The organism is Sphingosinicellaceae bacterium (assembly GCA_019285715.1).
Taxonomy (GTDB): Bacteria; Pseudomonadota; Alphaproteobacteria; order Sphingomonadales; family Sphingomonadaceae; genus Glacieibacterium.
The window spans coordinates 197,240-219,106 of record CP079108.1; the positions used below are offsets into that span (position 1 = coordinate 197,240).

Sequence of the window (21,867 nt, forward strand, 5' to 3'; positions counted from 1 at the left end):
CGGAGAACCCCCATGGCGACACGGCCCGACGACCTCCCCGACCATTTCCCGGTGCCGACCGAGCCCGAGCCCGAGATGGACCCGTCGCTGCCGCCCGATCCCGAGGTCGGCGGACGCGGCGGGCTCGACCCGGTGCGCTACGGCGACTGGGAAAAGGGCGGGATCGCGGTGGACTTCTAGAGAGAGCGACTTCTAGCGCTCCGACTTGAGCGGGCGGTCGAGCAGCGCGGCGATCACCGGGCCGACCGGAGCGCCCGCCAGTAGCGCCGCCACGGCTTCCGCGATCGGCATCTCGACCCCGGCCGAGCGCGCCGCCTCAACCAGTACCGGCGCGGTCGCGGCACCCTCGGCGACGGTGTCGCGGTTCGACAACAGTTCAGCGGCCGGGCGACCTTCGCCGATTGCGAACCCGAGGCTCATGTTGCGCGACTTTGGCGAGCCGCAGGTCAGTACGAGGTCGCCGAGCCCCGACAACCCCGCGAGCGTCTCGGGGCGGCCGCCGCGTGCCACCGCGAACCGCGTCATCTCGGCATAGCCCCGGCTGAGCAGCGCCGCGCGGGCATTGTCGCCGAGGCCGCGCCCGGCGACCACGCCGCACGCGATCGCCAGCACGTTCTTGACCGCGCCGCCGATCTCCGCGCCAGTGACGTCGTCGGTCAGGTAGGGGCGGAACGAGCGGGTCGCGAGCCGTGCCACCAGCTTCGCACCCAGTTCGGCGTCGGCGCAGGCGAGCGTGATCGCGGTCGGCTGGCCGCTCGCGACTTCGGCGGCGAAGGTCGGGCCCGACAGGATCGCCAGCGCCGCGCCGGGCAGCGCTTCGGCCGCGACCTCGGCCATAAGTAGGTGCGTGCCCGCCTCGATGCCCTTGGCGCACAGCACAAGCGTCCGCAAACCTTGAGGCGCGGCGGCGAGGACCGAGCGGAGGTGCTGGGCGGGCGTTACCACTAGCCAAGTATCGCAGGCATCGAGCGCGGCGAGGTCGGTGGTCGCGGTAATTCCGGCGGGTAGCTCGACCCCGGGCAGGAAGCGTGTGTTGCGCCGCGCGTCGTTGATGCTCGCGACGACGTCGGCCTCGCGCGCCCAGAGCGTCACCGCCTCGCCCTTGCCGGCGAGAACGGCAGCGAGCGCCGTCCCCCATGCGCCGCCGCCGAGAACGCCGATGCCACTCATGCCTTCACCCCCGCACCGCGCGCGGCCTCGGCGTTCGGGTCGAGCGGCCACCGCGGGCGCGCCGCCGCGTCGAGCCCGTCGACCAGCCCGAGCGCCAGCCGCTCCGCCCCCGCCCAGGCGATCATCGCGGCGTTGTCGGTGCACAGCCACGGCGGTGGTGCGACGAATTTCGTGCGCGCAGCAGTGGCCGTCGCAGCAAGCATCGCGCGGACCGCGCTGTTCGACGCGACTCCCCCCGCGACGACGAGCGCACTCGCCTCGGGCATTGCCGCGAGCGCCAGCCGGGTGCGGTCGGTCAGGCAATCGATGGCGGCCGCCTGGAACGACGCGGCGAGGTCGGCGATGCTGTAGTTGCCGGTGGCGTGGGCGCGCAGGACCGCGCTCTTCAGGCCCGCGAACGAGAAATGCGGCTCGGCGCTGCCGACCAGCGGGCGGGGCAGCGGTACTGCAGAGGGGTTACCCCCCAGCGCCGCGCGTTCGACCGCCGGGCCGCCGGGAAAGCCGAGGCCGAGGATCTTGGCGGTCTTGTCGAACGCTTCGCCGACCGCATCGTCGATCGTCGTCGCGAGTCGCCGGTAGCGCCCGACGCCCTCGACCGCGAGCAACTGGCAGTGCCCGCCGGAGACGAGCAGCAGCAGGTAAGGAAATGCCAGCCCCGGATCGATCAACCGCGGGCTCAGCGCGTGCCCCTCGAGGTGGTTGACCGCGATCAGCGGCTTGCGGGCGGCAAAGCTGAGCGCCTTGGCGGTGACCAACCCGATCATCACCCCGCCGATCAGCCCTGGGCCGGCGGTGGCGGCGACCGCATCGACGTCGGCGAGCGCGACCCCGCCCTCGGCCAGCACCCGCTTCACCATCGGGGTGAGCGCGGCAACGTGCTCGCGCGCCGCGACTTCGGGGACGACGCCGCCGAACGGCCGGTGCGCAGCGTCCTGGCTGGCGACCGCTTGTGCAACGATCGTGCGGTCGCCGCGCACGAGTGCGACCGCGGTTTCGTCGCAGCTCGATTCGATACCGAGGATGAGAGGACTGACGCTTGCCATGCCCGGCGCGCCCTAGCACAAGCGGCGGCGATGGATGCAATTCTGAAGCTCGGGACCCGGGGCTCGCCGCTGGCGCTCGCGCAGGCCCGGATGGTGGCCACCGCACTGGCGGGGCGTGGCACGCGGTCGGAGATCGTCGTCATCTCGACCGTCGGCGACCGCGTCCAGGACCGCCCGCTTGCCGAGATCGGCGGCAAGGCGCTGTGGACGCGCGAGCTCGACGCGGCGCTGATCGACCGCCGCATCGACTTCGCGGTGCACTCGATGAAGGACGTCGAGACCGACCTCGCTGATGATATCATGCTGGTCGCGATGCTGCCCCGCGCCGATGTCCGCGACCGGCTGATCGGGGCCGAGTCGCTGGCGGCGCTACCGCAGGGCGGCCGGGTCGGCACGTCGAGTCCGCGCCGCGCCGCGCAGCTTCATGCGGCACGGCCTGACCTGGTTATCGAGATGCTGCGCGGCAACGTCGCGACCCGGCTGGCCCGGATCGAGGCGGGCGACTTCGACGCGACCCTGCTGGCCGCTGCAGGCCTCGACCGGCTCGGCATCGACGCGGGCGTCGCGCTGGAGATCGACGAGTGGCTGCCGGCCCCGGCACAGGGCGCGGTCGGTATCGCGGTGCGCAGGGGCGACATCGCCGTCGCCGCCGCGGTCGCCGCGATCGACCACGACGACACCAGCACCGCGGTGCGGCTGGAGCGGCATTTCCTCGCCTGCCTCGATGCCGATTGCCACTCGCCGGTCGCGGCCTTGGCGCGGGTCCACGGTGCGGGCCTGCAGTTCACCGGCGAGATCATCCTGGCGGACGGTTCCGAGCGCCAGCGTGGCTCGGTCGAGGCAACGCGCGACGGTGCCGCCGACGCGGTTGCGGTGCTCGCCGCCGAGCTGCTGGCGCGTGCCAGCCCGGCGCTCAGGGCGCAGTTCGGCGAGTGACCCGCCCGGCGCGCCGCTAGCGATGCGCGTCCTCGTTACCCGCCCGGAGCCGGCCGCGTCGCGCACCGCCGCCCGCCTGCGCGCGCTGGGCCACGAGGTCGTCGTCGCGCCGCTGCTGGTCCCGCGCGCGGTCCCGTGGAGCGTGCCCCGCGGTGACTGGCACGCGGTCGCCTTCACCAGCGCGAGCGCCCCCGGCTTCGGTGGAGCCGAATTGAAGCCCCTCACCCATCTCCCCGCTTATGCCGTCGGCGAGGCGACCGCCGCTGCGGCGCGCGAGGCCGGCTTCACCGACGTTCGCCCGGCACGCGGCGATGCGAGCGCGGTCTTCCGACTCGCTGCCGGCGACGGCATCGCGCGGCTTCTTCACCTCGCCGGCCGCGACCGCAGCGAGGCGACGGTGCCGCCCGGGCTGACCGTCGGGCTCGCGACGGTCTATGCCGCTGACCTCGCGCCCAGCCTCCCCGGCTTCGCGGGCGATGTCGTCCTGCTCTATTCCGCCCGCACCGCTGCGCACTTCGCCGCGCTGTTTACCGGTGACCGGGCACGCGTGACGCTTGCGGCGCTGAGCCTGTTCGTCGCCGCTGCGGCGGGTCCCGGCTGGGCGCTCGTCGTCGTCGCGACCGAGCCGACCGAGGATGCCCTCTTTGCCGCCGCCCGCCTGACGTGCGAGAGTCCGGCCTGAAACCCGCACGGAGCGCGCATGGACAACGTCGACTCGCAGGACGCCACCGACCGTTTCCGGGCGCGCATGGCTGCCACCCCGATCGCGATGACCCCGCGCCGCGACCGCAGCGTCGCGCCGTGGGTCGTCGCCGCGCTGCTGCTGGTGTTCGCGCTCGGGCTGATCGCCAACCCATGGTTCGAGCGCAGCGTTCGCAGCCAGTTGCCGGGCTTCGATGCGGTCGACGGTGCCGCCCCCGACGTCTCCGCCTTGCGGAGCCAGCTTGCCGCGCTGGACGCGCGTCTTCGCGCCGTCGAGGCGCGTCCGGCCCAGCGCCTGCTCGCGCCCGCCGCCGGGACCGGGGCCAATGAGCGCGTCGCTGCCGTCGAGGCGCGGCTCGACGGGCTCGAACGCGCCGGTAACGCCGGGACCGCGCGGATCGACGCGCTGACCAGCAGCGTCGCCGCACTGACCGGGCGCGTCGATGCCAGCGCCGGACAGACCGTGCTGACCCTACAGGCGGCGCGTGCCGATGCCGACCGGGCGCAGGGCGCGCTCGCGGTGCTTGCCGCCCGTCGCGCCATCGACACCGGACGCGCTGCGCCGGGCCTTGCCGGTCCGCTCCGCACCCTGTTCGGGCAGCGCGCCAGCCCGGCTGTCGAGGCGGTCGTCGCGGTGACCGTGGCTCCGGTGACACTCGCGGGCCTGCGTACCGGCCTCGCCCGGATGCGCGACACGACCGCGGCACCCGGCACCGGCTGGTGGAACGAGCTGACCGCGGGGCTGTCTGACATCGTCACGGTCCGCGACCGCGGTACGACGACCGGGGATCCGCTGGCGCAGGCCGATGCGGCACTGGCGGCGGGCGACCTGCCGCGTGCCGTGATGCTGGTCGAGCGGCGTCCGGTCACTCCGGCGCGCGAGACGTGGCTGGCGGCGGCGCGGCGCTTGCGGGCGGGGTTGAGCGGGCTGGCGAGCCTCGAGGACACCGCCGTGGCGACGCGGCCGGCGCTGCCGTAGGGGCGGGGTCATCATCCGACAATCGTGAGTTGGTGCCGCCGACTCCACCCGCAGCCAAGCCGGCCCTGTCCTACAGCGCGCCGATTTGGTACATTGGCCTCAAGCCCGAATTAGGACCTGCTCTTTCTCATCGCCGAGCGACAAAACCACTGGAATCGCGCGCTTTTCGCGCCACCGCGCCAGCCGCCGCCGAAATCGCAAAACCCGCGTGGGTGTAAACTCTGACAACTCTGACAACTCTGGCCACTATCCGGCGCACCAGAATAGGACCGCTTCGCCCCTCAGTCCCGATGCTCGGCCTCGAGCCGGTCGCGCAGGCGGCGCATCAGCAGCCACACCGTCAGCACCAGCAATGGCGCGATGATACCGGTCGCCAGCACCGCGTCGAAGCTGGGGCGGACATGCTCGATGCCCTTGAACACATAGCCCGCGAGCGACAGCAGGTAGTAACTGATCGCCGCGACCGAGAGGCCCTCGACGAGGCGCTGCAAGCGAAGCTGGAGTTGGGCGCGTCGGTCCATCGAAGCGAGTAGCGCGGCGCTGCTCGATTCGGCCGCGACGCCGACGCGGATCGCCAGCATCTCGCCAGTGCGGGCAATCCGCTCGATCGCGTCGCGCTCGCGCGCCGCGACGGTGTCGCAGGTCCGCATCGCGGGAGCGAGCCGCCGCTCCATGAACGCGCCGAGCGTCTGCAGCCCGGCGATCGGGGTCTCGCGCAGCGCCGCGATGCGGTCGCGGACGATGTCGTGATAGGCGGACCCGGCGCCGAAGCGAAAACTCGTGCGGGCGTTGAGCGCCTCCGCCGCGCCGGCCAGCACGACGAGGCGTGCGAGCAGCCGCCGGTCTTCATCGACGCCGCTGTCGCGCGCCAGTTGCGAGGCCAGTTCGCGCGCCTCGACCTCGATCCGCCCGAGCTCCTGGCCGGCGGCGCGCGCCACCGGGAACGCCAGCAGCGCCATCAGCCGGTAGGTCTCGATCTCGAGCAGGCCGAGCGCCAGCCGGCCGGCGCTGGCCGGGTCGTCGCCGTTGTCGAGCAGGAAATAACGGGTCATGCCGCCGGCGTCGGGGCGCAGGTCGGTGAACACCGAGGCCGCACCGTCGAGCAGCTGCGCACCGATGGCGTCGCCGCCGAGCATCGCCGCGATCGACGATGCGCTCTCGCGCGTGCGGAGATCGAGGGTCGTCGCGACCAGCAGCTCGCCGGGCAGCGCCGCCAGCCAGTCGCGCGGGGCGCGGTCGAAGGCGTCCTCCAGAAACGGGTGGCTGCGGTCGGAGCTGCGGAAGAAGGTCCACGTCGAAAATTCGGTGTGGCGCTCCCAGCGCAGCGACCAGCTGCCGGCATCGAGCGCGCACCAGCGCGACTCGGGCCCGGGCTCGGCGGAGGCTAGGCTCCGGCACAACGCCGCCATGTGATCACGGTCGGCGGCGAGGCCCGATTCGCCGGACAATGTCGCCAGCCGCGACGCGACCATCGGGCTGACTAACGGCGTGTACGGGCGGGCGTGGGCCTCGGCGAGCAGCGCCGCGCGGTCGGGGTGAAAGTGCCAGGTGTTCGCCATGTGGGCTCCAGTCTAGCGCCGGGATCGAACGACGCCAGACCGCTGGAAAATGTGCGGCTGCGCGCTTTGGTCCCACGTTCGGAACCTTACTCCGGCTTCGAGATTGTATATCAACGACGGACTACGTCCGTAGCTCACTGGGGAGTTTACATGCAGAAGTTTGGTTTGATCGTCGTTGCCACCGCCTTTGCCGCCGTCCCGGCTTTTGCTGCTCCCGGGCCGTCCCCGGCCGCAGTCGCCGCGTATGCCAAGCTTCACGGTGATGCCGCCGCCGGGGCTAAGGTCTTTACGCAGTGCAAGACCTGTCACGTCACCACCCCTGGCGTGAACCGCATCGGGCCGTCACTCCACGCCGTCGTCGGGCGCAAGGCCGGTATCGAGCCGAAGTATGTCTACTCGACCGCGAACAAGACCAGCGGCATCACTTGGACCGAGGCGAAGCTGTTCGAGTATCTCGAGGCACCGCGCACCATCGTTCCCGGCACCAAGATGAGCTTTGCCGGTCTCAAGAACCCTCAGGACCGCGCCAACGTCATTGCGTACCTGAAGACCCAATAAGCCGCGTCTCAGGTGGGCGGCCTGAGCCGCCGCCTCAGATCGTACAGGTGAGCGGGGAGGCTGAGTGCCAGCAGCCCCGCCACCCACTGCCAGGTTGCGCCGACCTGAGCTTCCCACATCGCCCACAGGATCAGGAACCCGGGCAGCAGCGCTGAGAACAGGTCGGTCCGGCGACGCAATGCCAGCCAGACCAGCTCGATCACGATGACGAGCATGATCAGGCGCACGGCGTTGCCGTGCAGGAAGAAGTCGCTCAATTGACCCGTGCCGGCTTCGGCTTGCCGATCGACTGGATCAGGTGGAGCGTGTCCTTCGCGAAGATGCGGACATGCGCCATCGGGTCGCGGCGGACGAGGGCCTTGTTCATGTACGCCTCCCAGGTCAGGCGCTGAACGTCGGGGTCGCGGCACATCTTGACGAAGCGCTCGCGGCGTTTGTCGCTCGAATACCAGAAATACTGCATGATCCCGAGCACCCGGAAGACCGTGCCGTGGGCCTTCATGAACTGCTTGCGGGCCTGCCGCAGCGCCCTCGCATCGCCGGTGTCGAGGAACTGGCCGACCGCATTCGCCGCGAGGTCGCCGCATGTCATGGCGTAATAGATGCCTTCGCCCGAGGCCGGCGCGACGACGCCCGCGGCATCACCCGCGACGACGATGTCGCGGCCGTTGTCCCAGCGCTTCAGCGGCTTGAGCGGGATCGGCGCGCCCTCGCTGCGGATCGTCGTCTGGGCGTCGAGGCCGGTCTCCTGGCGCAGGCGCTTGACCGCATCTCGGAGCTCGAAGCCCTTGTTGGCGCTGCCGACCCCGATCGAGGCCTGGTCGCCGTGCGGGAAAATCCAGGCGTAGAAGTCTGGCGACAGCTTGCCCTGGTAGTAAACGTCGCACCGCGCCCGGTCGAAGCCCTCGGTGTCCCCGACGGGAGAGGCGACGACCTCGTGGTAGGCGAAGACGCACGGCATGCGCTCGGCGCCCTTGAGGTTCTGCCGCGCCACCGCCGAGCGGGCACCGTCGCAACCAATGACGGCGCGGGTGCGGACCTGCTCTACCGGGCCGCTCCGGGTGCGCCGGTAGTTGACCAGTGCGGTGCCGTCGGTATCGCGGGTGACCTTCTCGAAGGTGCCGGTGCGGCGCTCGGCCCCGACCTCGGCGGCGCGGGCGCGGAGCCACTCGTCGAACTCGCCGCGGTCGACCATGCCGACGGTGCCTTCGCCGACCGGCATGTCGACGGTCTTACCCGACGGCGCGATCATCCGCGCCAGACTCGCCTTGCCGACGATCAAATGGTCGGGGATCGCGAAGTCGCGGATCGCGACCGGGGGCACTGCGCCGCCGCACGGCTTGATCCGCCCGGCGCGGTCGAGCAGCAGTACCTTGCGTCCCGCACGCGCCAGCGTCGTCGCGGCGGTTGCTCCCGACGGGCCGCCGCCGACCACCACCGCATCATAAGTCTCGCTCATGCCGAAGCTCCCACCATGTCGGGCGTCTTGCGCGCCACCTTGCCGATCTGCAGCGCCAGCAGCGCCGCGACGACGAACAGCGCCGCCTCTGCCGCGAACACACTGGCGAATGATGTCGGCGCGTCGCCGGTGACGGCGCGCAGCACATCGACCCCCGCCGCCCCCGCGAACCCACCGATGCCGAAGGCGACCGCCTGCGCCGCGCCCCACACGCCCATCCTGAGACCCTCGCGTCCCGGACCGTCGGCCCCCGCGAGGCCCATCATCGAACCGATCGCCGCCACCGCGAAGACGCCGTTGGCAAAGCCGAGCAGCGCGACGTTGGCGGTCAGCGGCCAGGCCATGCCGACCCGCGCCGCCATCACGAGTCCCGCCAGCGCCACCGCCGAGCCAAAGCAGCCGCCAACGGTCCAGCCGCGCATCCAGCCCGCGTCCTTCGAGAAGGCGTTGCCGCCGATGCCGACGAGCAGCATCCCGGCCAGCACGCCGCCGTGCTGGATGCCCGAAAGGCTGGTCGACTGGCCCGGCGTCAGGCCGAAGCGCAGGCCCGCGAATGGTTCGAGGATCAGGTCCTGCGCGCTGTAGGCGAGCATCGAGACGAAGACGAAGATGGTGAAGCGCCGCGCCCGGTCGTCGGCCCAGATCTCGGCGATGACAGTGCCGAAGGCGGGCGAGGTGTCGCCGTGGACGGGCAGCACGCGGGCGCGCTCGACCCCCGAGACTGCGAGCAGCGACACGACCAGCGCGGTCAGTGCGATCCCGGCGACGACCGCGGTCAGGCGCTTGGGGCTGAACGGCTCGATCAGATGGCCCGCCAGTCCTGCTGTCCCGGCAATGCCGGCGATCATCATGATCCACGTCATCGCGGCCGCCGCGGGGCGACGCTCGGGCGCAACCTCGCTCGCCAGCAGCGCCAGCAGTGAAGTCCCGGCCGCGCCGACGCCCGCGCCGATCAAGCTGAACCCGGCGACCGCGAGCACCATGCCGAACACCGGGCGCGCTGCGATGGTCAGTGTCGCGTCGGTTGCCAGCATCGCGCCGAGCGCCAGCGCCGCCATTCCCGCCATGATCCACGGCGTCCGCCGCGAGCCCTTGTCGGAGCCATGGCCCCAGTGCGGGCGCGTCATCTGCACCGCATAATGCCACGCGACGAGGCCCGCCGGCAGCGTCGCTGGCAGCGCGAACTCGACGACCATGACGCGGTTGAGCAGCGACGTCGCCAGCATCACGATCGCGCCGATCGAGGCCTGCACCAGCCCGAGCCGGACGATGCCCGGCCAGCCGAGGCTGTCGGCGCCGGTCCTCACGATGCAGTCCTCACGATGCGGCGATCCCGAACGCTGCCGCGAGCATGCCGCTGACGTACAGCGTGACCCCGGTGGCGTTGTACCACGGTGCATACCTGCGCGGGTCCCTGAGCAGCCGGACCATGCACAACAGTTGCACGACGAGCACGCTTGCGACGATCGCCGCCGACCATTCGCGGTCCCATTGCAGCAACAGCGCCGCGACGACGATCTGCGGCACTGCCATCACGGCGCATGCCAGTCGTGCCGCGGTGTCGACCCCGAGCGTCACCGGTAGCGAGCGCACGCCCATCTGTGCGTCGCCCTCGACCGCCTTGAAGTCGTTCAGCGTCATGATGCCGTGCGCGCCAAGGCTGTAGAGCAGGATGACGATCAGCACTGGCACCTGCGGCACGGTCCCGGTCATCGCGCTGGCGCCGGTGAACCACGACAGCCCCTCGTAGCTCAGCGCGCAGACCGCCGGACCCCACCAGCCGCTTAGCTTGAGGCGCAGCGGCGGCGCGCTGTAGGCCCAGCCCGAGGCCAGCCCGACAACTGTCGCGAGCAGCACCCACGGTCCGATCGCGGCACCGACTGCCAGCGCCACGACATTGCCGATGAGCGCAATGTAGAGCCCCCAACGCCCGGCAATGCGCCCCGACGGGATCGGCCGGCCGGGCTCGTTAATCGCGTCGACGTGGCGGTCGAACCAGTCGTTGATCGCCTGCGATGTGCCGCACACGATCGGCCCCGCGAGCAGCATCCCGGCGACGAGGAACGGCCAGCGCTGCGCCAGCGGCTCACCCGATGACACGACCCCGCACAGGAACGCCCACATCGGCGGGAACCAGGTTACGGGCTTAAGCAGTTCGAGGATGTCGCGTGGCCTTGGCCGCGCGATGGGCGGCTCCGACTTCACGGCGGTGGCGGCTTCAGCCATGGGTGAACGCTATGCGTGACGCTCTAAAGCGTCAACCGCGTTGGACACTCATTTTAACGATTCAGCGTGAGGATTTGCCGACGCCGGGGACGAGCATCCCGACCCGCGTCTGATAGTCGCGGTAATCCTCCCCGAACAACTCGGTCAGGTCGCGCTCTTCATACTGGATCGCGATGACGATGTAGGCGGTCATCGCGACCGCCAGCAGGAGATGGCCGAACGTCATCACCGGCGCGGCCCAGAAGGCGATGATGAAGCCGGTGTAGAGTGGATGACGCACCGCCTTGTACAGCATCGGGGTGTGGAAGCGCGGTGCTGCTGGCTCGCGGCGGTGAAGGTGAAGCCAGGCCTGCGCGAGCCCGAACAGCTCGAAGTGCGAGATCAGCAGTGTGCTGACCAGCACGATCGCCCAGCCGAGCGCGAACAGCCCCCACAAGGTCCACTCTGCCCAGGGCGCGCGGACGTGCCAGACCTCGCCGCCGATCGGCTGCCAGCCGAGGAACAGCACGATCAGCATCAGGCTGGCGATGACGACATAGGCGCTGCGTTCGGCGACCAGCCCGATGATCCGCGTCCAGTGCTTCTTGAACCAGGGCCGCGCCATGACGCTATGCTGGACCCCGAACAGCGCGATCAGCCCAAGGTCGATCACCGCCGCCAGCGGCCACGGCGAGGTCGGCCCGCGGTCGACGGACACCGGCACCCACGGCAGGTCGCCGACAAAGGCGACGAGGTAGAGGAAGGTCGCGAAGAACAGCAGATAGGCCAGCACGGCAAAAGCGAATGCGGCGATCCTGCTCATGTTGACGAAGTTAGAGCGTGTTCGTGGTTTGGTATTGTACGGAAACGACGAAAACGCCTGTGCGTTGTGCCGCCCTATTCGTCCCCGACGCCGGACAGGTTGCCTAGACCGTGGCGGTGCAGCTTGGAATACAGGCTCTGCCGGCTTAGCCCGAGGATTTCGGCGGCGCTGGCCCGGTTGTCGGAGGTGTACGTAAGCGCGGCTTCGATGCACAGCCGCTCGATGAGGTCGGTCGACTCGCGCACGATATCCTTGAGCGGGACGCGGCCGACCAGCTCGGTCAGCTGCTCGACCGAACGCGGCAGGGCGCGACCAGTCGGCGCGATCTCGATGGCGGAGCGGCGCGCCGTGCGCAGCGAGAAACCAAAGCAGACCTGGCCGGGCTCGCCGGCGAGGACGGCCGAGACCTCGACCTCCTCTTCGGCACCGTGTTGGCCGCGTACTATAGTTGCGAAGTTGCGGACCGTGCCGTGGTCGCGAAGCTGCTGCACCAGAACGCCGAGGTCGATGCCCGGGCGGCCAAGAAAGCGCGATAGCGGCGCGCCCTTCAGCGCGGATCGTCGCGGGGTTTCGCTGAGATCGAGGAAGGCGGCGTTCTCGGTGATGATGTCGAGGTTGTCATCGGTGAGGACGAAGGCATCGGGCAAGCGGTCGAGGACGTCGACAAGCCGGCGGTCGGGCGCGTCGGCGGCTGGTCCGGCACCGACCGGCGAGAGCACGCCTGCGGGGGCAAGGCGGACGAGGAAATAACTGCCGCGGTCCTGTCGGAACAATGTCGCCGACATGCTGCAGAGGGTGCCCGTCTCGGTCTCGACAACAGCGGGTGTGACCTGCTCGGCAGCGGCGACCGCGCCCAGCAGCGCCAGCGCAGTGTCACGTGAAGCCGGCGCCAGCTGAGCGGCAAAGGCTTGGCCAGCGAGGCGCTCGACGCCGGCGGTCAGTCCGCGCGCGGCGGGATTGGCCTCGGTGATCCGGCGGGTCGCGGTCTCGACGATGAACACCGCCTCCCCAGACTGCTCGAACAGCAGCCGGTAGCGGGTCTCGACCTGGCGCAGCCGGACGTAGTCGCGCTCCATCGACTGTTGTGCGGCGAGCAGGCGCTGCTGGAGCGCCGCGGCGGCGCGCATGTCGCGGCCGATGGCGATGACCCGGCCATCGTTCGCGGCGTCAATAGCCAGGTAGCGGATCGGCACCTCGCCTTCCGCCAGCGGGTGATTGACCTGCCGCCAGCGCGCGGCGGTCCGTGACCCCGCGTCACGAAGCATTTCCTCGATCTTGCCGCGGCTTTCGGCGGTAACCGTGTCGATCCACGGCCGGTCGATCCAGCTGTCGAAACCCTCTTTCGCGAACTCGCCGCTGCCGAGCGCGACATCCCGGATGATACCGCCACCGTCGAGGACCAGCGCGACATCACCTGAGGCCGCGATGATCCGTGCCGCGACGTCGGCATCGACGCCCTGCAGCAATGCGCCACCGCCCCGGAACGGGACCGCAGCCAACGGGGAAGACAGGTCCATCGCCTCAGCCAGTTGGTCGAGGCGCGCGGTCAGCCACCAGCGGCGATTGCCTGATCAGCGTCCTGCATGAGATCATCGACGAGCGACTCCGCGACCAGAACCGCCTGCCGACCATCGGCAGCGGTGGCGTCGGCGCCGCACTCGGCCGCCCACTCCGGATGTTCGACGAACACCCTGCCACCGACCATAACACCGAGCCGCGGATTGCGCGAATTCGTACGCAAGGCATTGATCACACGGGGCAGCGCCTCGATATTCTCAGCAGACGCAACCGTCAGCCCGACCAGCTCGAACCAGCGCTGGGCGACGATGGCGACGAGATCGGCCTCGCTCGCACCGGGTTCGCTCGCGGTTGCCCAGCCGGCACGGCGAAAAAATTCCTCGACCATCAGCGAGCCGAAACCATGCTGCTCGCCGGGCATCGGCGCAAATAGCGCGCGCCGTTCACCGCCGCGGCGTTCCGCCGCACCGGGAAGCCGTGCCGCGAGTTCGTGGACGATTTCCTGGAGCCGCCACAAGGCCATCGTGACATCGACGAAGTCACAGGCGTCGTTGTCCCACAGTTCTCCAAGATAGCGAGCGGCGGGAGCGAGGATGTCGAGGAACACCGTCTCGACGCTGACCCCGCGTGCGACCTGCACGTCGATATCAACCAGGAGAGCGTAGGCCTCGCTCTTCAGCGCCGCGGTGGCGAAGCGCTCGGCGGCGCCGGGTGGAACCTGAGCATCGACCACCGTGAGCACGGGCGGCAGGCTGGCGCTCGGCCGATGCGCCATCAACAGCCGCGGGATGATCTCACCCTCGATCAACCGCTGAAGCGCGGTTGGAGAGATTTCGTCGGCACCGTCGCGCCGATCGGCGAAAATCACGTCACGCATAGAAGCCATAAGCGGCCCACCCCGATTGGATGCACAAAGCACGTCCATTCGTCGCGACGGCTGCCGTTTGCCGGTTTCGCCTATCGCGACTCGGCTGAGGCTACGCTCACCTACAAGGCCTTGCAATCCCATCGTCAATCACTCTCAAAATTCGAGGAATGTGTCAATTGGCCCTTACGTCCAAAAGATTTGACACGACGTTTGCGGGTGCTAGGCTCAGGACCTATTAAAGGGATTCCCACGACGACGCTGATCTGATTCAATCGCGGCGCTGAGGAGGCGTCGCGATGAGTGATCTGATCTGGTTGTCGGAGGCGCAGATGCGCCGGATCGAGCCGCATTTTCCGTTGTCGCACGGTGTGCCGAGGGTGGATGACCGGCGGGTAATCAGCGGGATCATTTTCGTGATCCGCAATGGGCTGCGCTGGCGGGACGCGCCCAAGGATTACGGCCCACACAAGACGATCTACAACCGCTTTATCCGCTGGAGCCGGCTGGGCGTGTTCAACCGCATCTTCGCAGCGCTGGCGGCCAAGGGCGGTAAGCCCGACCGGCTGATGATCGACGCGACCCATCTGAAGGCGCATCGGACCGCTGCCAGTCTGCTCAAAAAGGGGCTCTTCCCCGATGTATCGGCCGGACCAAAGGCGGCCTGAACTCCAAGCTGCACGCGGTCTGTGACGGCCAGGGCCGGCCGCTGGTCATGCTGCTCACCGAAGGGCAGACCAGCGACTACAAGGGCGCAGCGTTGATGTTCGATGCCTTGCCCAAGGCCAAGGCGATGCTCGGCGACCGGGGTTACGACGCCGACTGGTTCCGCGCCGCCCTGATCGCCAAGGGCATCGCGCCGTGCATCCCGTCGAAGGCCAATCGAAAAACCCCGATCCCGCACGACCGGACCATCTACCGCCAGCGCCACCGCATCGAGAACATGTTCGGCAAACTCAAAGACTGGCGGCGCATCCACACCCGCTACGACCGCTGCGCCCACACCTTCTTCTCAGCCATCGCCATCGCCGCTACCGTCATCTTCTGGCTCTGATCAATGAGTCCTGACCCTAGATTTGGCTCAAGACACGACCAACGAGTCAGGCAGCGATGCGCGACAGTAACGACAACGACGGGAGCGGCTACGGGGTCCAAGGGGTTCGCACCGGGCTGTACACGCCCCTCGAACGCGCCCGTCGCGACGCTACCGCGTGGACGCTGGTCCAGGGCATTCTTGCGCCGATCCAGTTCCTGGCGTTCGCGATCAGCCTTGTGCTGGTGCTTCGCTATCTCGACACCGGCAGCGGCGAGACGGCGGCGACCGCGTCGATCGTGGTCAAGACGCTGCTGCTCTACACGATCATGATCACGGGCTCGATCTGGGAGAAAGTGGTCTTCGGCCGCTACCTGTTCGCGCCCGCATTCTATTGGGAAGACGTCTTCTCCATGCTCGTGCTGGCGTTGCACACCGCCTATCTGGTGTGCCTCGCGACGGGCGCGTTTGGCGTCGAGGGGCGGATGTGGCTCGCGCTGGCGGCGTACGCGACCTACGTCGTCAATGCGGCTCAGTTCATCCTGAAGCTCCGCGCCGCGCGGCTCCAGTCCAGTGCTCCAACCGGAGCGGTCGCCGCATGAACCATGCCCTCGCCGCTGCCGCCGCCCCGCGTCCGATCCTGCGCGAACGCGGCCAGCGCGAGGTGTTCTGCGGGCTGACCGGTATCGTCTGGCTCCACCGCAAGGTCCAGGACGCCTTCTTTCTCGTCGTCGGCAGCCGCACCTGCGCCCACCTGCTGCAATCCGCCGCAGGGGTCATGGTCTTCGCCGAGCCTCGCTTCGCCACCGCGATCATCGAGGAGCGCGACCTCGCCGGCCTCGCCGACGCCAACGAGGAACTCGACCGCGTCGTCGCCCGCCTGCTCGAGCGCCGCCCCGAGATCAAATTGCTGTTCCTCGTTGGCAGTTGCCCGAGCGAAGTCATCAAGCTCGACCTCAGCCGCGCCGCTGCCCGCCTGTCGCAGTCGCAGCCCGGCGTCCGCATCCTCAACTACTCCGGCTCGGGCATCGAGACGACCTTCACGCAGGGCGAGGATGCGTGCCTGGCATCACTGGTGCCGGCCTGCCCGGTCGCGCCGACCGACACGCGCCGCCTGCTGATCGTCGGCGCGCTCCCCGACATCGTCGAGGACCAGTTCCGCCGCCTGTTCGCCGAACTCGGCATCGAGCGGATCGACAGCCTGCCGCCGCGCCGCGCCAAGGACCTCCCCGAGGTCGGCCCCGGCACGGTGTTCCTGCTCGCCCAGCCGTTCCTCGGCGACACCGCGCAGGCGCTCGAGGATCGCGGCTGCAAGCATCTGCCGGCACTGTTCCCGTTCGGCGCCGAGGGCACGACCGCCTGGCTGCACGCCGCGGCGCAGGCCTTCGGCATCGACGAGATGCATTTCCACTCCGTGGTCGCCTCCGGACGCGCGCGGGCCAAGCGCGCGCTGGAGCGTCACGCCGGCCGCCTGGCGGGCAAGACCATCTTCTTCATGCCCGACTCGCAGCTTGAGATCCCGCTGGCGCGTTTCCTCGCGAACGAGCTCGGCATGGTCCCGGTTGAGGTCGGCACGCCCTATCTGCACCGTTCGCACCTCGCCGCCGAACTCGCGGCGCTGCCCGAGGGCATTCTGATCAGCGAGGGCCAGGACGTCGACCGCCAGCTCGACCGCGTCCGCGCCGCACGCCCCGACCTGACCGTCTGCGGCCTCGGACTGGCGAACCCGCTCGAGCGCGAGGGGCTGACGACCAAGTGGTCGATCGAACTGGTGTTCTCGCCCGTCCACGGCTTCGACCAGGCCGGTGATCTGGCAGAGCTGTTTGCCCGTCCGCTGGTGCGCCGCGACAAGGTCGCGAGCTTGCCCACGAGCGCACCATGCAGCTGACCGTGTGGACCTACGAAGGCCCGCCGCACGTCGGCGCGATGCGCGTCGCGACCGCGATGGAGGGCGTGCACTATGTCCTCCACGCGCCGCAGGGCGACACCTATGCCGACCTGCTGTTCACGATGATCGAGCGCCGCGGCAAGCGCCCGCCGGTGACCTACACGACCTTCCAGGCGCGCGACCTCGGCACCGACACCGCGGAGCTGTTCCAGAGCGCCGCGCGCGACGCCTTCGCGCGCTTCCAGCCGCAGGCGATGATCGTCGGCGCGTCGTGCACCGCCGAGCTGATCCAGGACGACCCCGCCGGCCTCGCGCAGGCGATGAACCTGCCGATCCCGGTGATCGCGCTCGACCTGCCGAGCTACAGCCGCAAGGAGTGCTGGGGCGCGAGCGAGACCTTCTACCAGCTCGTCCGCGGCCTCGTGGACAAGGAGGCGAAGCCCGCCCCCCGCGAGGGCCGCCGCCCGCGCGCCAACCTGCTCGGCCCGACCGCGCTCGGCTTCCGTCACCGCGACGACGTCGTCGAGGTGACGCGGCTGCTGGCCGACATCGGAGTCGACGTCGCGGTCGTTGCACCGCTCGGGGCCGCCCCCGCCGACCTCGCGCGACTCGGCGAGGCCGATTTCAACGTGCTGCTGTATCCGGAAACCGGCGACACTGCGGTGCGCTGGCTCGAAAAGACTCTCGGGCAGAAGTACACGAAGACCGTTCCGATCGGCATCGGGGCAACTAACGCCTTCATCGCCGAGGTCTGCGGGCTGGTCGACCTGCCGGTGCCCCCGGTCCCCGACGACTCGCGGATGCCGTGGTGGTCGCGCTCAGTCGACTCGACGTACCTGACCGGTAAGCGCGTCTTCGTCTTCGGCGACGCAACGCACGCCGTCGCTGCCGCGAAGGTGGCGAGCGAGGAGCTTGGTTTCGAGGTCGTCGGCCTCGGCTGCTACAACCGTGAGTTCGCCCGCGACATCCGTGACGCCGCCAAGCTGTACGGCGTCGAGCCGTTGATCACCGACGATTACTTGGCGGTCGAGCAGGCCATCGCCGAGGCCAATTGCGAACTCGTCCTCGGTACCCAGATGGAGCGCCACATCGCCAAGCGCCTGCGCATCCCGTGCGCGGTGATCTCGGCCCCGGTCCATGTTCAGGACTTCCCGGCGCGCCACTCGCCGCAGATGGGCTTCGAAGGCGCCAACGTGATCTTCGACACCTGGGTCCACCCGCTGGTGATGGGGCTCGAGGAGCACCTGCTCGCGATGTTCCGCGACGACTTCGAGTTCAACGATGCCGCCGGGGCGAGCCATCTGGGCGGGCACGGCGCCACGGCTCCCCGCGAGACGATCGAGATCGCTCCGCCGGTCGAAATTCACGTTGGCGGCTGGACCCCCGACGCGGAGCGCGAGCTCCTCAAGATCCCGTTCTTCGTGCGCGGCAAGGCGCGTCGCAACACCGAGGCGTACGCCGCTTCGCGCGCCATCGCCCCGATCACCCTCGACACCCTTTATGAAGCGAAGGCGTACCATGCGCGCTGATGCTGCGGCGGCCCCGAAGGTCCACGTCACCATCGTGACGCTCGACAACCATCTGTCGGGCGCAACCGAGCGCGCCGCGGTGGCGCTGGCCAAGGACGGTATCGCGGTCCATTTCCACGCCGCCGCCGACTGGTCCGACGAGCGCGAGGCCGAGCGCGCCCGCGCGGACATCGCCCGCGGCGACATCGTCGTCGCGACGATGCTGTTCCTCGAGGACCACATCCGCGCCGTGCTACCGGCGCTGCAGGCGCGCCGCGAGAGCTGCGACGCGATGCTCGGTATGATGTCGGACGGCGACGTGGTGCGGCTGACCAAGCTCGGTGGCTACCGCATGGACGCCCCGGCTCGCGGCCCGCTGGCGCTGCTCAAGAAGCTCCGCGGCTCGTCGAAGCCGGGTGCCTCGTCGGGGGCTGGGCAGATGCGGATGCTCAAGCGCCTGCCCAAGATCCTGCGCTTCATCCCAGGTGCGGCGCAGGACGTGCGGGCCTATTTCCTGACTCTGCAATACTGGCTCAGCGGCTCCGATGAGAACGTCGTCGAGATGGTCCGCGCGCTGGTCGACCGCTACGCCGCCGGAGACCGCGTCGCGCTGAAAGGCAGCCTAAAGCCCGCCGCGCCGCGCGAATATCCCGAGATCGGCGTCTATCACCCCGACCTCGCGGGCCGCATTGGCGAGGCCGTCGAGCGCCTGCCCGCACCGGCCCAGCCGGTTGCCACCGTCGGGCTGCTGCTGCTCCGCTCCTACGTGCTCGGCCACGACAGCGCGCATTACGACGGCATCATCCGGGCCTTCGAGGCACGCGGCGTGCGAGTCATCCCGGCTTTCGCCAGCGGCCTCGACTCGCGCCCTGCGATTGAGCGCTATTTCTTGCAGGACGGCGTCGCCACCATCGATGCGATGGTCTCGCTGACTGGGTTCAGCCTTGTCGGCGGCCCCGCTTACAACGACAGCGCCGCCGCCGCCGAGATCCTGGCAAGGCTCGACGTGCCCTATGTCGCGGCGCACCCGCTCGAATTCCAGACCCTGCAGGCGTGGGGGGCGGGTCGCCAGGGCCTGCTGCCGCTTGAGGCGACGATGATGGTCGCGATCCCGGAGCTTGACGGCGCTACCGGGCCGATCGTGTTTGGCGGGCGCTCGGATGGCTCGGCGAATGCCTGCACCGGCTGCCTGCGCCGCTGCACGTTCCCGCAAGGCGGCCTCGTTCGCGAAATGCGCTCGTGCCCGGAGCGCGCCGAGGCGCTGGCGGCCAAGGTCGTAAAGTTCGCCGCGCTGCGCCGCTCGCAGCGGGCCGAGCGCCGGATCGGCATCGTGCTGTTCAATTTCCCGCCCAACGCTGGCGCGACCGGGACCGCCGCGTTCCTGTCGGTGTTCGAGAGCGCCTTCAACACGCTGACCGCGATGAAGGCGGCAGGCTACACCGTCGACGTCCCCGACAGTACCGATGCGCTCCGCGACGCGCTGCTCAAGGGCAATGCCGAGCGCTACGGCGCCGACGCCAATGTCCACGTCCGCATCCCCGCCGACGAACTGGTGCTGCGCGAGCCGCACCTTGCCGAGATCGAGGCGCAATGGGGCGCGGCACCGGGCAAGGCGCAGTCCGACGGCCGCCACGTCTTCGTGCTCGGCGCGCAGTTCGGCAACGTCTTCGTCGGCGTCCAGCCCGCCTTCGGCTACGAGGGCGACCCGATGCGGCTGCTGTTCGAGGGGCGGTTCTCGCCGACCCATGCCTTCAGCGCCTTTTACCGCTGGCTGCGCGAGGACTTCGCCGCGCACGCCGTCCTGCACTTCGGCACCCACGGCGCTCTCGAGTTCATGCCCGGCAAGCAGACCGGCCTGTCGGCGGAATGCTGGCCCGAGCGCCTGATTGGCGACCTGCCGAACTTCTACCTCTACGCCGCCAACAACCCCAGCGAGGGCACCCTCGCCAAGCGCCGCTGCGGCGCGACCCTGGTCAGCTACATGACCCCGCCGGTCAGCGCCGCGGGCCTGTACAAGGGGCTCGTCGAGCTGAAGGCGGGCCTCGACCGCTGGCGCACGACATCTCCTGACGCCGTCGCCGAGCGCGAGACGCTGGGCGCGATGATCGCGGAGCAGGCAACCGCGCTCGACCTCGACGGCAGCGATATCGCCGCGCTGTCGGCCAAGGTCTACGAGCTCGAGGAGACGCTGATCCCCTACGGGCTCCACGTCGTCGGCAAGGGCATGGACCTGCCCGAGCGTACTGCGATGCTGGCGGCGATGGACATGACCGGGCGCGACCCTGCGGTCATCGACGCGCTGATGGCCAAGGACCACGAACTGGCAGCGCTGATCCGCGCGCTCGATGCGCGCTACGTCCCTCCGGTCGCGGGCGGCGACGTGCTGCGCAACGCCGACATCATGCCGAGCGGCCGCAACGTCCACGGCTTCGATCCCTTCCGCCTGCCCAGCGCCTTCGCGGTCCAGGACGGTGCGGCCGCCGCCGAGCGCCTGATCGTGCGGCATTGCCAGGACGGCGCGCCTTACCCCGAGTCGATCGGCATGGTGCTGTGGGGCACCGACAATCTGAAGTCCGAGGGCGCGCAATTGGCGCAGGCACTGGCACTCCTGGGCGCACGGCCTCGCTTCGACAGCTACGGGCGCCTCGCCGGTGCCGAGCTGATCCCGCTCGCCGAGCTCGGCCGCCCTCGCATCGACGTCATCATCACGCTGTCGGGGATCTTCCGCGACTTGCTGCCGCTCCAGACCAGGATGCTGGCTGAGGCCGCCTGGCTGGCGGCCGCAATCGATGAGCCGACCGATTTCAACTTCGTCCGCAAGCACAGCCTCGCCCACGTTGCGGCGCAGGGCTGCGACCTTGAGACGGCGGCGCTCCGGGTGTTCTCGAACGCGGAAGGCTCCTACGGCGCCAACGTCAATCTGATGATCGACGGCAGCACCTGGTCCGACCCCGACGAGCTCGCCGACAGCTTCGAGCGCCAGAAGGGCTTCGCTTATGGCCGCACTGGCGCGCCCGTCCGGCAGGCGGCGCTGTTCAAGAGCGCGCTCGCGGGCATCGAGTTGTCCTACCAGAATCTCGAGTCGGTCGAACTTGGCGTCACTACGGTCGACCAGTATGTCGACGCGCTCGGCGGCATGAGCCGGGCGATTACCAAGAACCGCGGCACCGCGGCCCCGGTCTACATCTGCGATGCGACGCAAGGCACGGCCAAGGTCCGCACGCTCGGCGAGCAGGTCGCGCTGGAAACCCGGACCCGGATGCTCAACCCGGCGTGGACCGAGGCGATTCTCGCGTCGGGGTTCGAGGGTGTGCGCAACATCGAGGCGCAATTGACGACCACGCTCGGTTGGTCGGCGACCACCGGCGAGGTCGATGCCTGGGTCTTCCAGCGCACCGCCGAGACCTACATCCTCGACGACGCCATGCGGGCCCGCCTCGCGGCGCTCAACCCCAAGGCGTCGGCGCGTGTCGCCGGGCGGCTGCTGGAGGCTTGCGACCGCGACCTGTGGCGCCCCGATGCGGCGACGCTGAGCGCGCTGCAGGCGGCGCACGACGATCTCGAAGACCGGCTCGAAGGCGTGTCGGGCGGCATTACCGCGGTTGCGGCGTGAAGGACTGA

At 69.6% G+C, this 21,867-nt stretch carries 20 protein-coding genes; 10 read left to right on the forward strand and 10 right to left on the reverse strand.

The window, feature by feature from the left end; translation table 11 throughout:
- The first annotated feature begins 12 nt into the window (after window positions 1-12).
- Window positions 13-180 (forward strand): DUF1674 domain-containing protein, encoded by a 168-nt coding sequence (locus tag KX816_01020; protein ID QXQ06694.1) that lies wholly within the window; start codon window positions 13-15, stop codon window positions 178-180.
- A gap of 12 nt (window positions 181-192) precedes the next feature.
- Here KX816_01020 and KX816_01025 read toward each other — a convergent pair whose 3' ends face one another.
- Both KX816_01025 and tsaD read right to left on the reverse strand, forming a co-directional pair.
- Complete coding sequence (locus tag KX816_01025; protein ID QXQ06695.1) at window positions 193-1,170, reverse strand: NAD(P)-dependent glycerol-3-phosphate dehydrogenase; 978 nt, start codon at window positions 1,168-1,170, stop codon at window positions 193-195.
- Window positions 1,167-2,213 carry a tRNA (adenosine(37)-N6)-threonylcarbamoyltransferase complex transferase subunit TsaD gene (gene tsaD, locus KX816_01030; GenBank protein ID QXQ06696.1) on the reverse strand — a complete coding sequence of 349 codons (1,047 nt, stop codon included), beginning with the start codon at window positions 2,211-2,213 and terminating at the stop codon, window positions 1,167-1,169. Before tsaD ends, KX816_01025 begins: the two co-directional genes overlap by 4 nt.
- Before the next feature lie 30 nt (window positions 2,214-2,243).
- Between tsaD and hemC the strand changes: the two genes are divergently transcribed.
- The 3 genes from hemC to KX816_01045 are packed head-to-tail and all read left to right on the forward strand — an operon-like array spanning window position 2,244 to window position 4,830.
- Complete coding sequence (hemC, locus tag KX816_01035; protein ID QXQ06697.1) at window positions 2,244-3,149, forward strand: hydroxymethylbilane synthase; 906 nt, start codon at window positions 2,244-2,246, stop codon at window positions 3,147-3,149.
- 22 nt (window positions 3,150-3,171) lie between these two features.
- On the forward strand, window positions 3,172-3,831 hold the full coding sequence (locus tag KX816_01040; protein QXQ06698.1) for a uroporphyrinogen-III synthase: 660 nt from the start codon (window positions 3,172-3,174) through the stop codon (window positions 3,829-3,831).
- Between the two features lie 18 nt (window positions 3,832-3,849).
- On the forward strand, window positions 3,850-4,830 hold the full coding sequence (locus tag KX816_01045) for a hypothetical protein (GenBank protein ID QXQ06699.1): 981 nt from the start codon (window positions 3,850-3,852) through the stop codon (window positions 4,828-4,830).
- Window positions 4,831-5,111: 281 nt separating this feature from the next.
- Here the strand turns inward: KX816_01045 and KX816_01050 are convergent, their stop codons facing one another.
- On the reverse strand, window positions 5,112-6,389 hold the full coding sequence (locus tag KX816_01050) for a DUF3422 domain-containing protein (GenBank protein QXQ06700.1): 1,278 nt from the start codon (window positions 6,387-6,389) through the stop codon (window positions 5,112-5,114).
- Window positions 6,390-6,539: 150 nt separating this feature from the next.
- Between KX816_01050 and KX816_01055 the strand changes: the two genes are divergently transcribed.
- On the forward strand, window positions 6,540-6,947 hold the full coding sequence (locus KX816_01055; protein QXQ06701.1) for a cytochrome c family protein: 408 nt from the start codon (window positions 6,540-6,542) through the stop codon (window positions 6,945-6,947).
- Window positions 6,948-6,955: 8 nt separating this feature from the next.
- On the opposite strand, the gene KX816_01060 is transcribed toward KX816_01055, so the two are convergent.
- From KX816_01060 to KX816_01090, 7 genes are all read right to left on the reverse strand, one after another.
- Complete coding sequence (locus tag KX816_01060) at window positions 6,956-7,204, reverse strand: hypothetical protein (GenBank protein ID QXQ06702.1); 249 nt, start codon at window positions 7,202-7,204, stop codon at window positions 6,956-6,958.
- Complete coding sequence (locus KX816_01065) at window positions 7,201-8,406, reverse strand: geranylgeranyl diphosphate reductase (GenBank protein ID QXQ06703.1); 1,206 nt, start codon at window positions 8,404-8,406, stop codon at window positions 7,201-7,203. Before KX816_01065 ends, KX816_01060 begins: the two co-directional genes overlap by 4 nt.
- A complete protein-coding gene (locus KX816_01070; protein QXQ06704.1) occupies window positions 8,403-9,806 on the reverse strand; it encodes a BCD family MFS transporter in 1,404 nt (467 codons plus the stop codon). Before KX816_01070 ends, KX816_01065 begins: the two co-directional genes overlap by 4 nt.
- Window positions 9,724-10,632, reverse strand: coding sequence for a chlorophyll synthase ChlG (gene chlG / locus KX816_01075; protein QXQ06705.1), 909 nt, complete (start codon window positions 10,630-10,632; stop codon window positions 9,724-9,726). The genes KX816_01070 and chlG overlap by 83 nt, the downstream gene beginning before the upstream one ends.
- Window positions 10,633-10,693: 61 nt before the next feature.
- Window positions 10,694-11,434 carry an isoprenylcysteine carboxylmethyltransferase family protein gene (locus KX816_01080; GenBank protein ID QXQ06706.1) on the reverse strand — a complete coding sequence of 247 codons (741 nt, stop codon included), beginning with the start codon at window positions 11,432-11,434 and terminating at the stop codon, window positions 10,694-10,696.
- 74 nt (window positions 11,435-11,508) lie between these two features.
- The gene (ppsR, locus tag KX816_01085) at window positions 11,509-12,951 is read right to left on the reverse strand and encodes a transcriptional regulator PpsR (protein QXQ06707.1); all 1,443 of its coding nucleotides are present in this window, start codon (window positions 12,949-12,951) and stop codon (window positions 11,509-11,511) included.
- A gap of 29 nt (window positions 12,952-12,980) precedes the next feature.
- Window positions 12,981-13,967, reverse strand: a complete 987-nt coding sequence (locus tag KX816_01090; GenBank protein QXQ06708.1) for a cobalamin B12-binding domain-containing protein — start codon at window positions 13,965-13,967, stop codon at window positions 12,981-12,983.
- 149 nt (window positions 13,968-14,116) lie between these two features.
- Between KX816_01090 and KX816_01095 the strand changes: the two genes are divergently transcribed.
- From KX816_01095 to KX816_01115, 5 genes are all read left to right on the forward strand, one after another.
- Window positions 14,117-14,871, forward strand: a protein-coding gene (locus KX816_01095; protein ID QXQ06709.1) for an IS5 family transposase whose coding sequence is annotated in 2 segments (ribosomal slippage) — window positions 14,117-14,450 and window positions 14,450-14,871 — 756 coding nt in all. Because the reading frame shifts where the segments join, the coding sequence is not laid out codon by codon here.
- Window positions 14,872-14,927: 56 nt separating this feature from the next.
- Window positions 14,928-15,452: a 2-vinyl bacteriochlorophyllide hydratase gene (gene bchF, locus KX816_01100; protein ID QXQ06710.1), complete on the forward strand. Its 525-nt coding sequence runs from the start codon at window positions 14,928-14,930 to the stop codon at window positions 15,450-15,452.
- Window positions 15,449-16,738 carry a ferredoxin:protochlorophyllide reductase (ATP-dependent) subunit N gene (locus KX816_01105; GenBank protein ID QXQ06711.1) on the forward strand — a complete coding sequence of 430 codons (1,290 nt, stop codon included), beginning with the start codon at window positions 15,449-15,451 and terminating at the stop codon, window positions 16,736-16,738. The genes bchF and KX816_01105 overlap by 4 nt, the downstream gene beginning before the upstream one ends.
- Complete coding sequence (locus KX816_01110) at window positions 16,729-18,267, forward strand: ferredoxin:protochlorophyllide reductase (ATP-dependent) subunit B (GenBank protein ID QXQ06712.1); 1,539 nt, start codon at window positions 16,729-16,731, stop codon at window positions 18,265-18,267. Before KX816_01105 ends, KX816_01110 begins: the two co-directional genes overlap by 10 nt.
- Entirely contained in the window at window positions 18,257-21,859 is a 3,603-nt protein-coding gene (locus tag KX816_01115) for a magnesium chelatase subunit H (GenBank protein QXQ06713.1), read from the forward strand. Before KX816_01110 ends, KX816_01115 begins: the two co-directional genes overlap by 11 nt.
- Window positions 21,860-21,867: the final 8 nt, after the last annotated feature.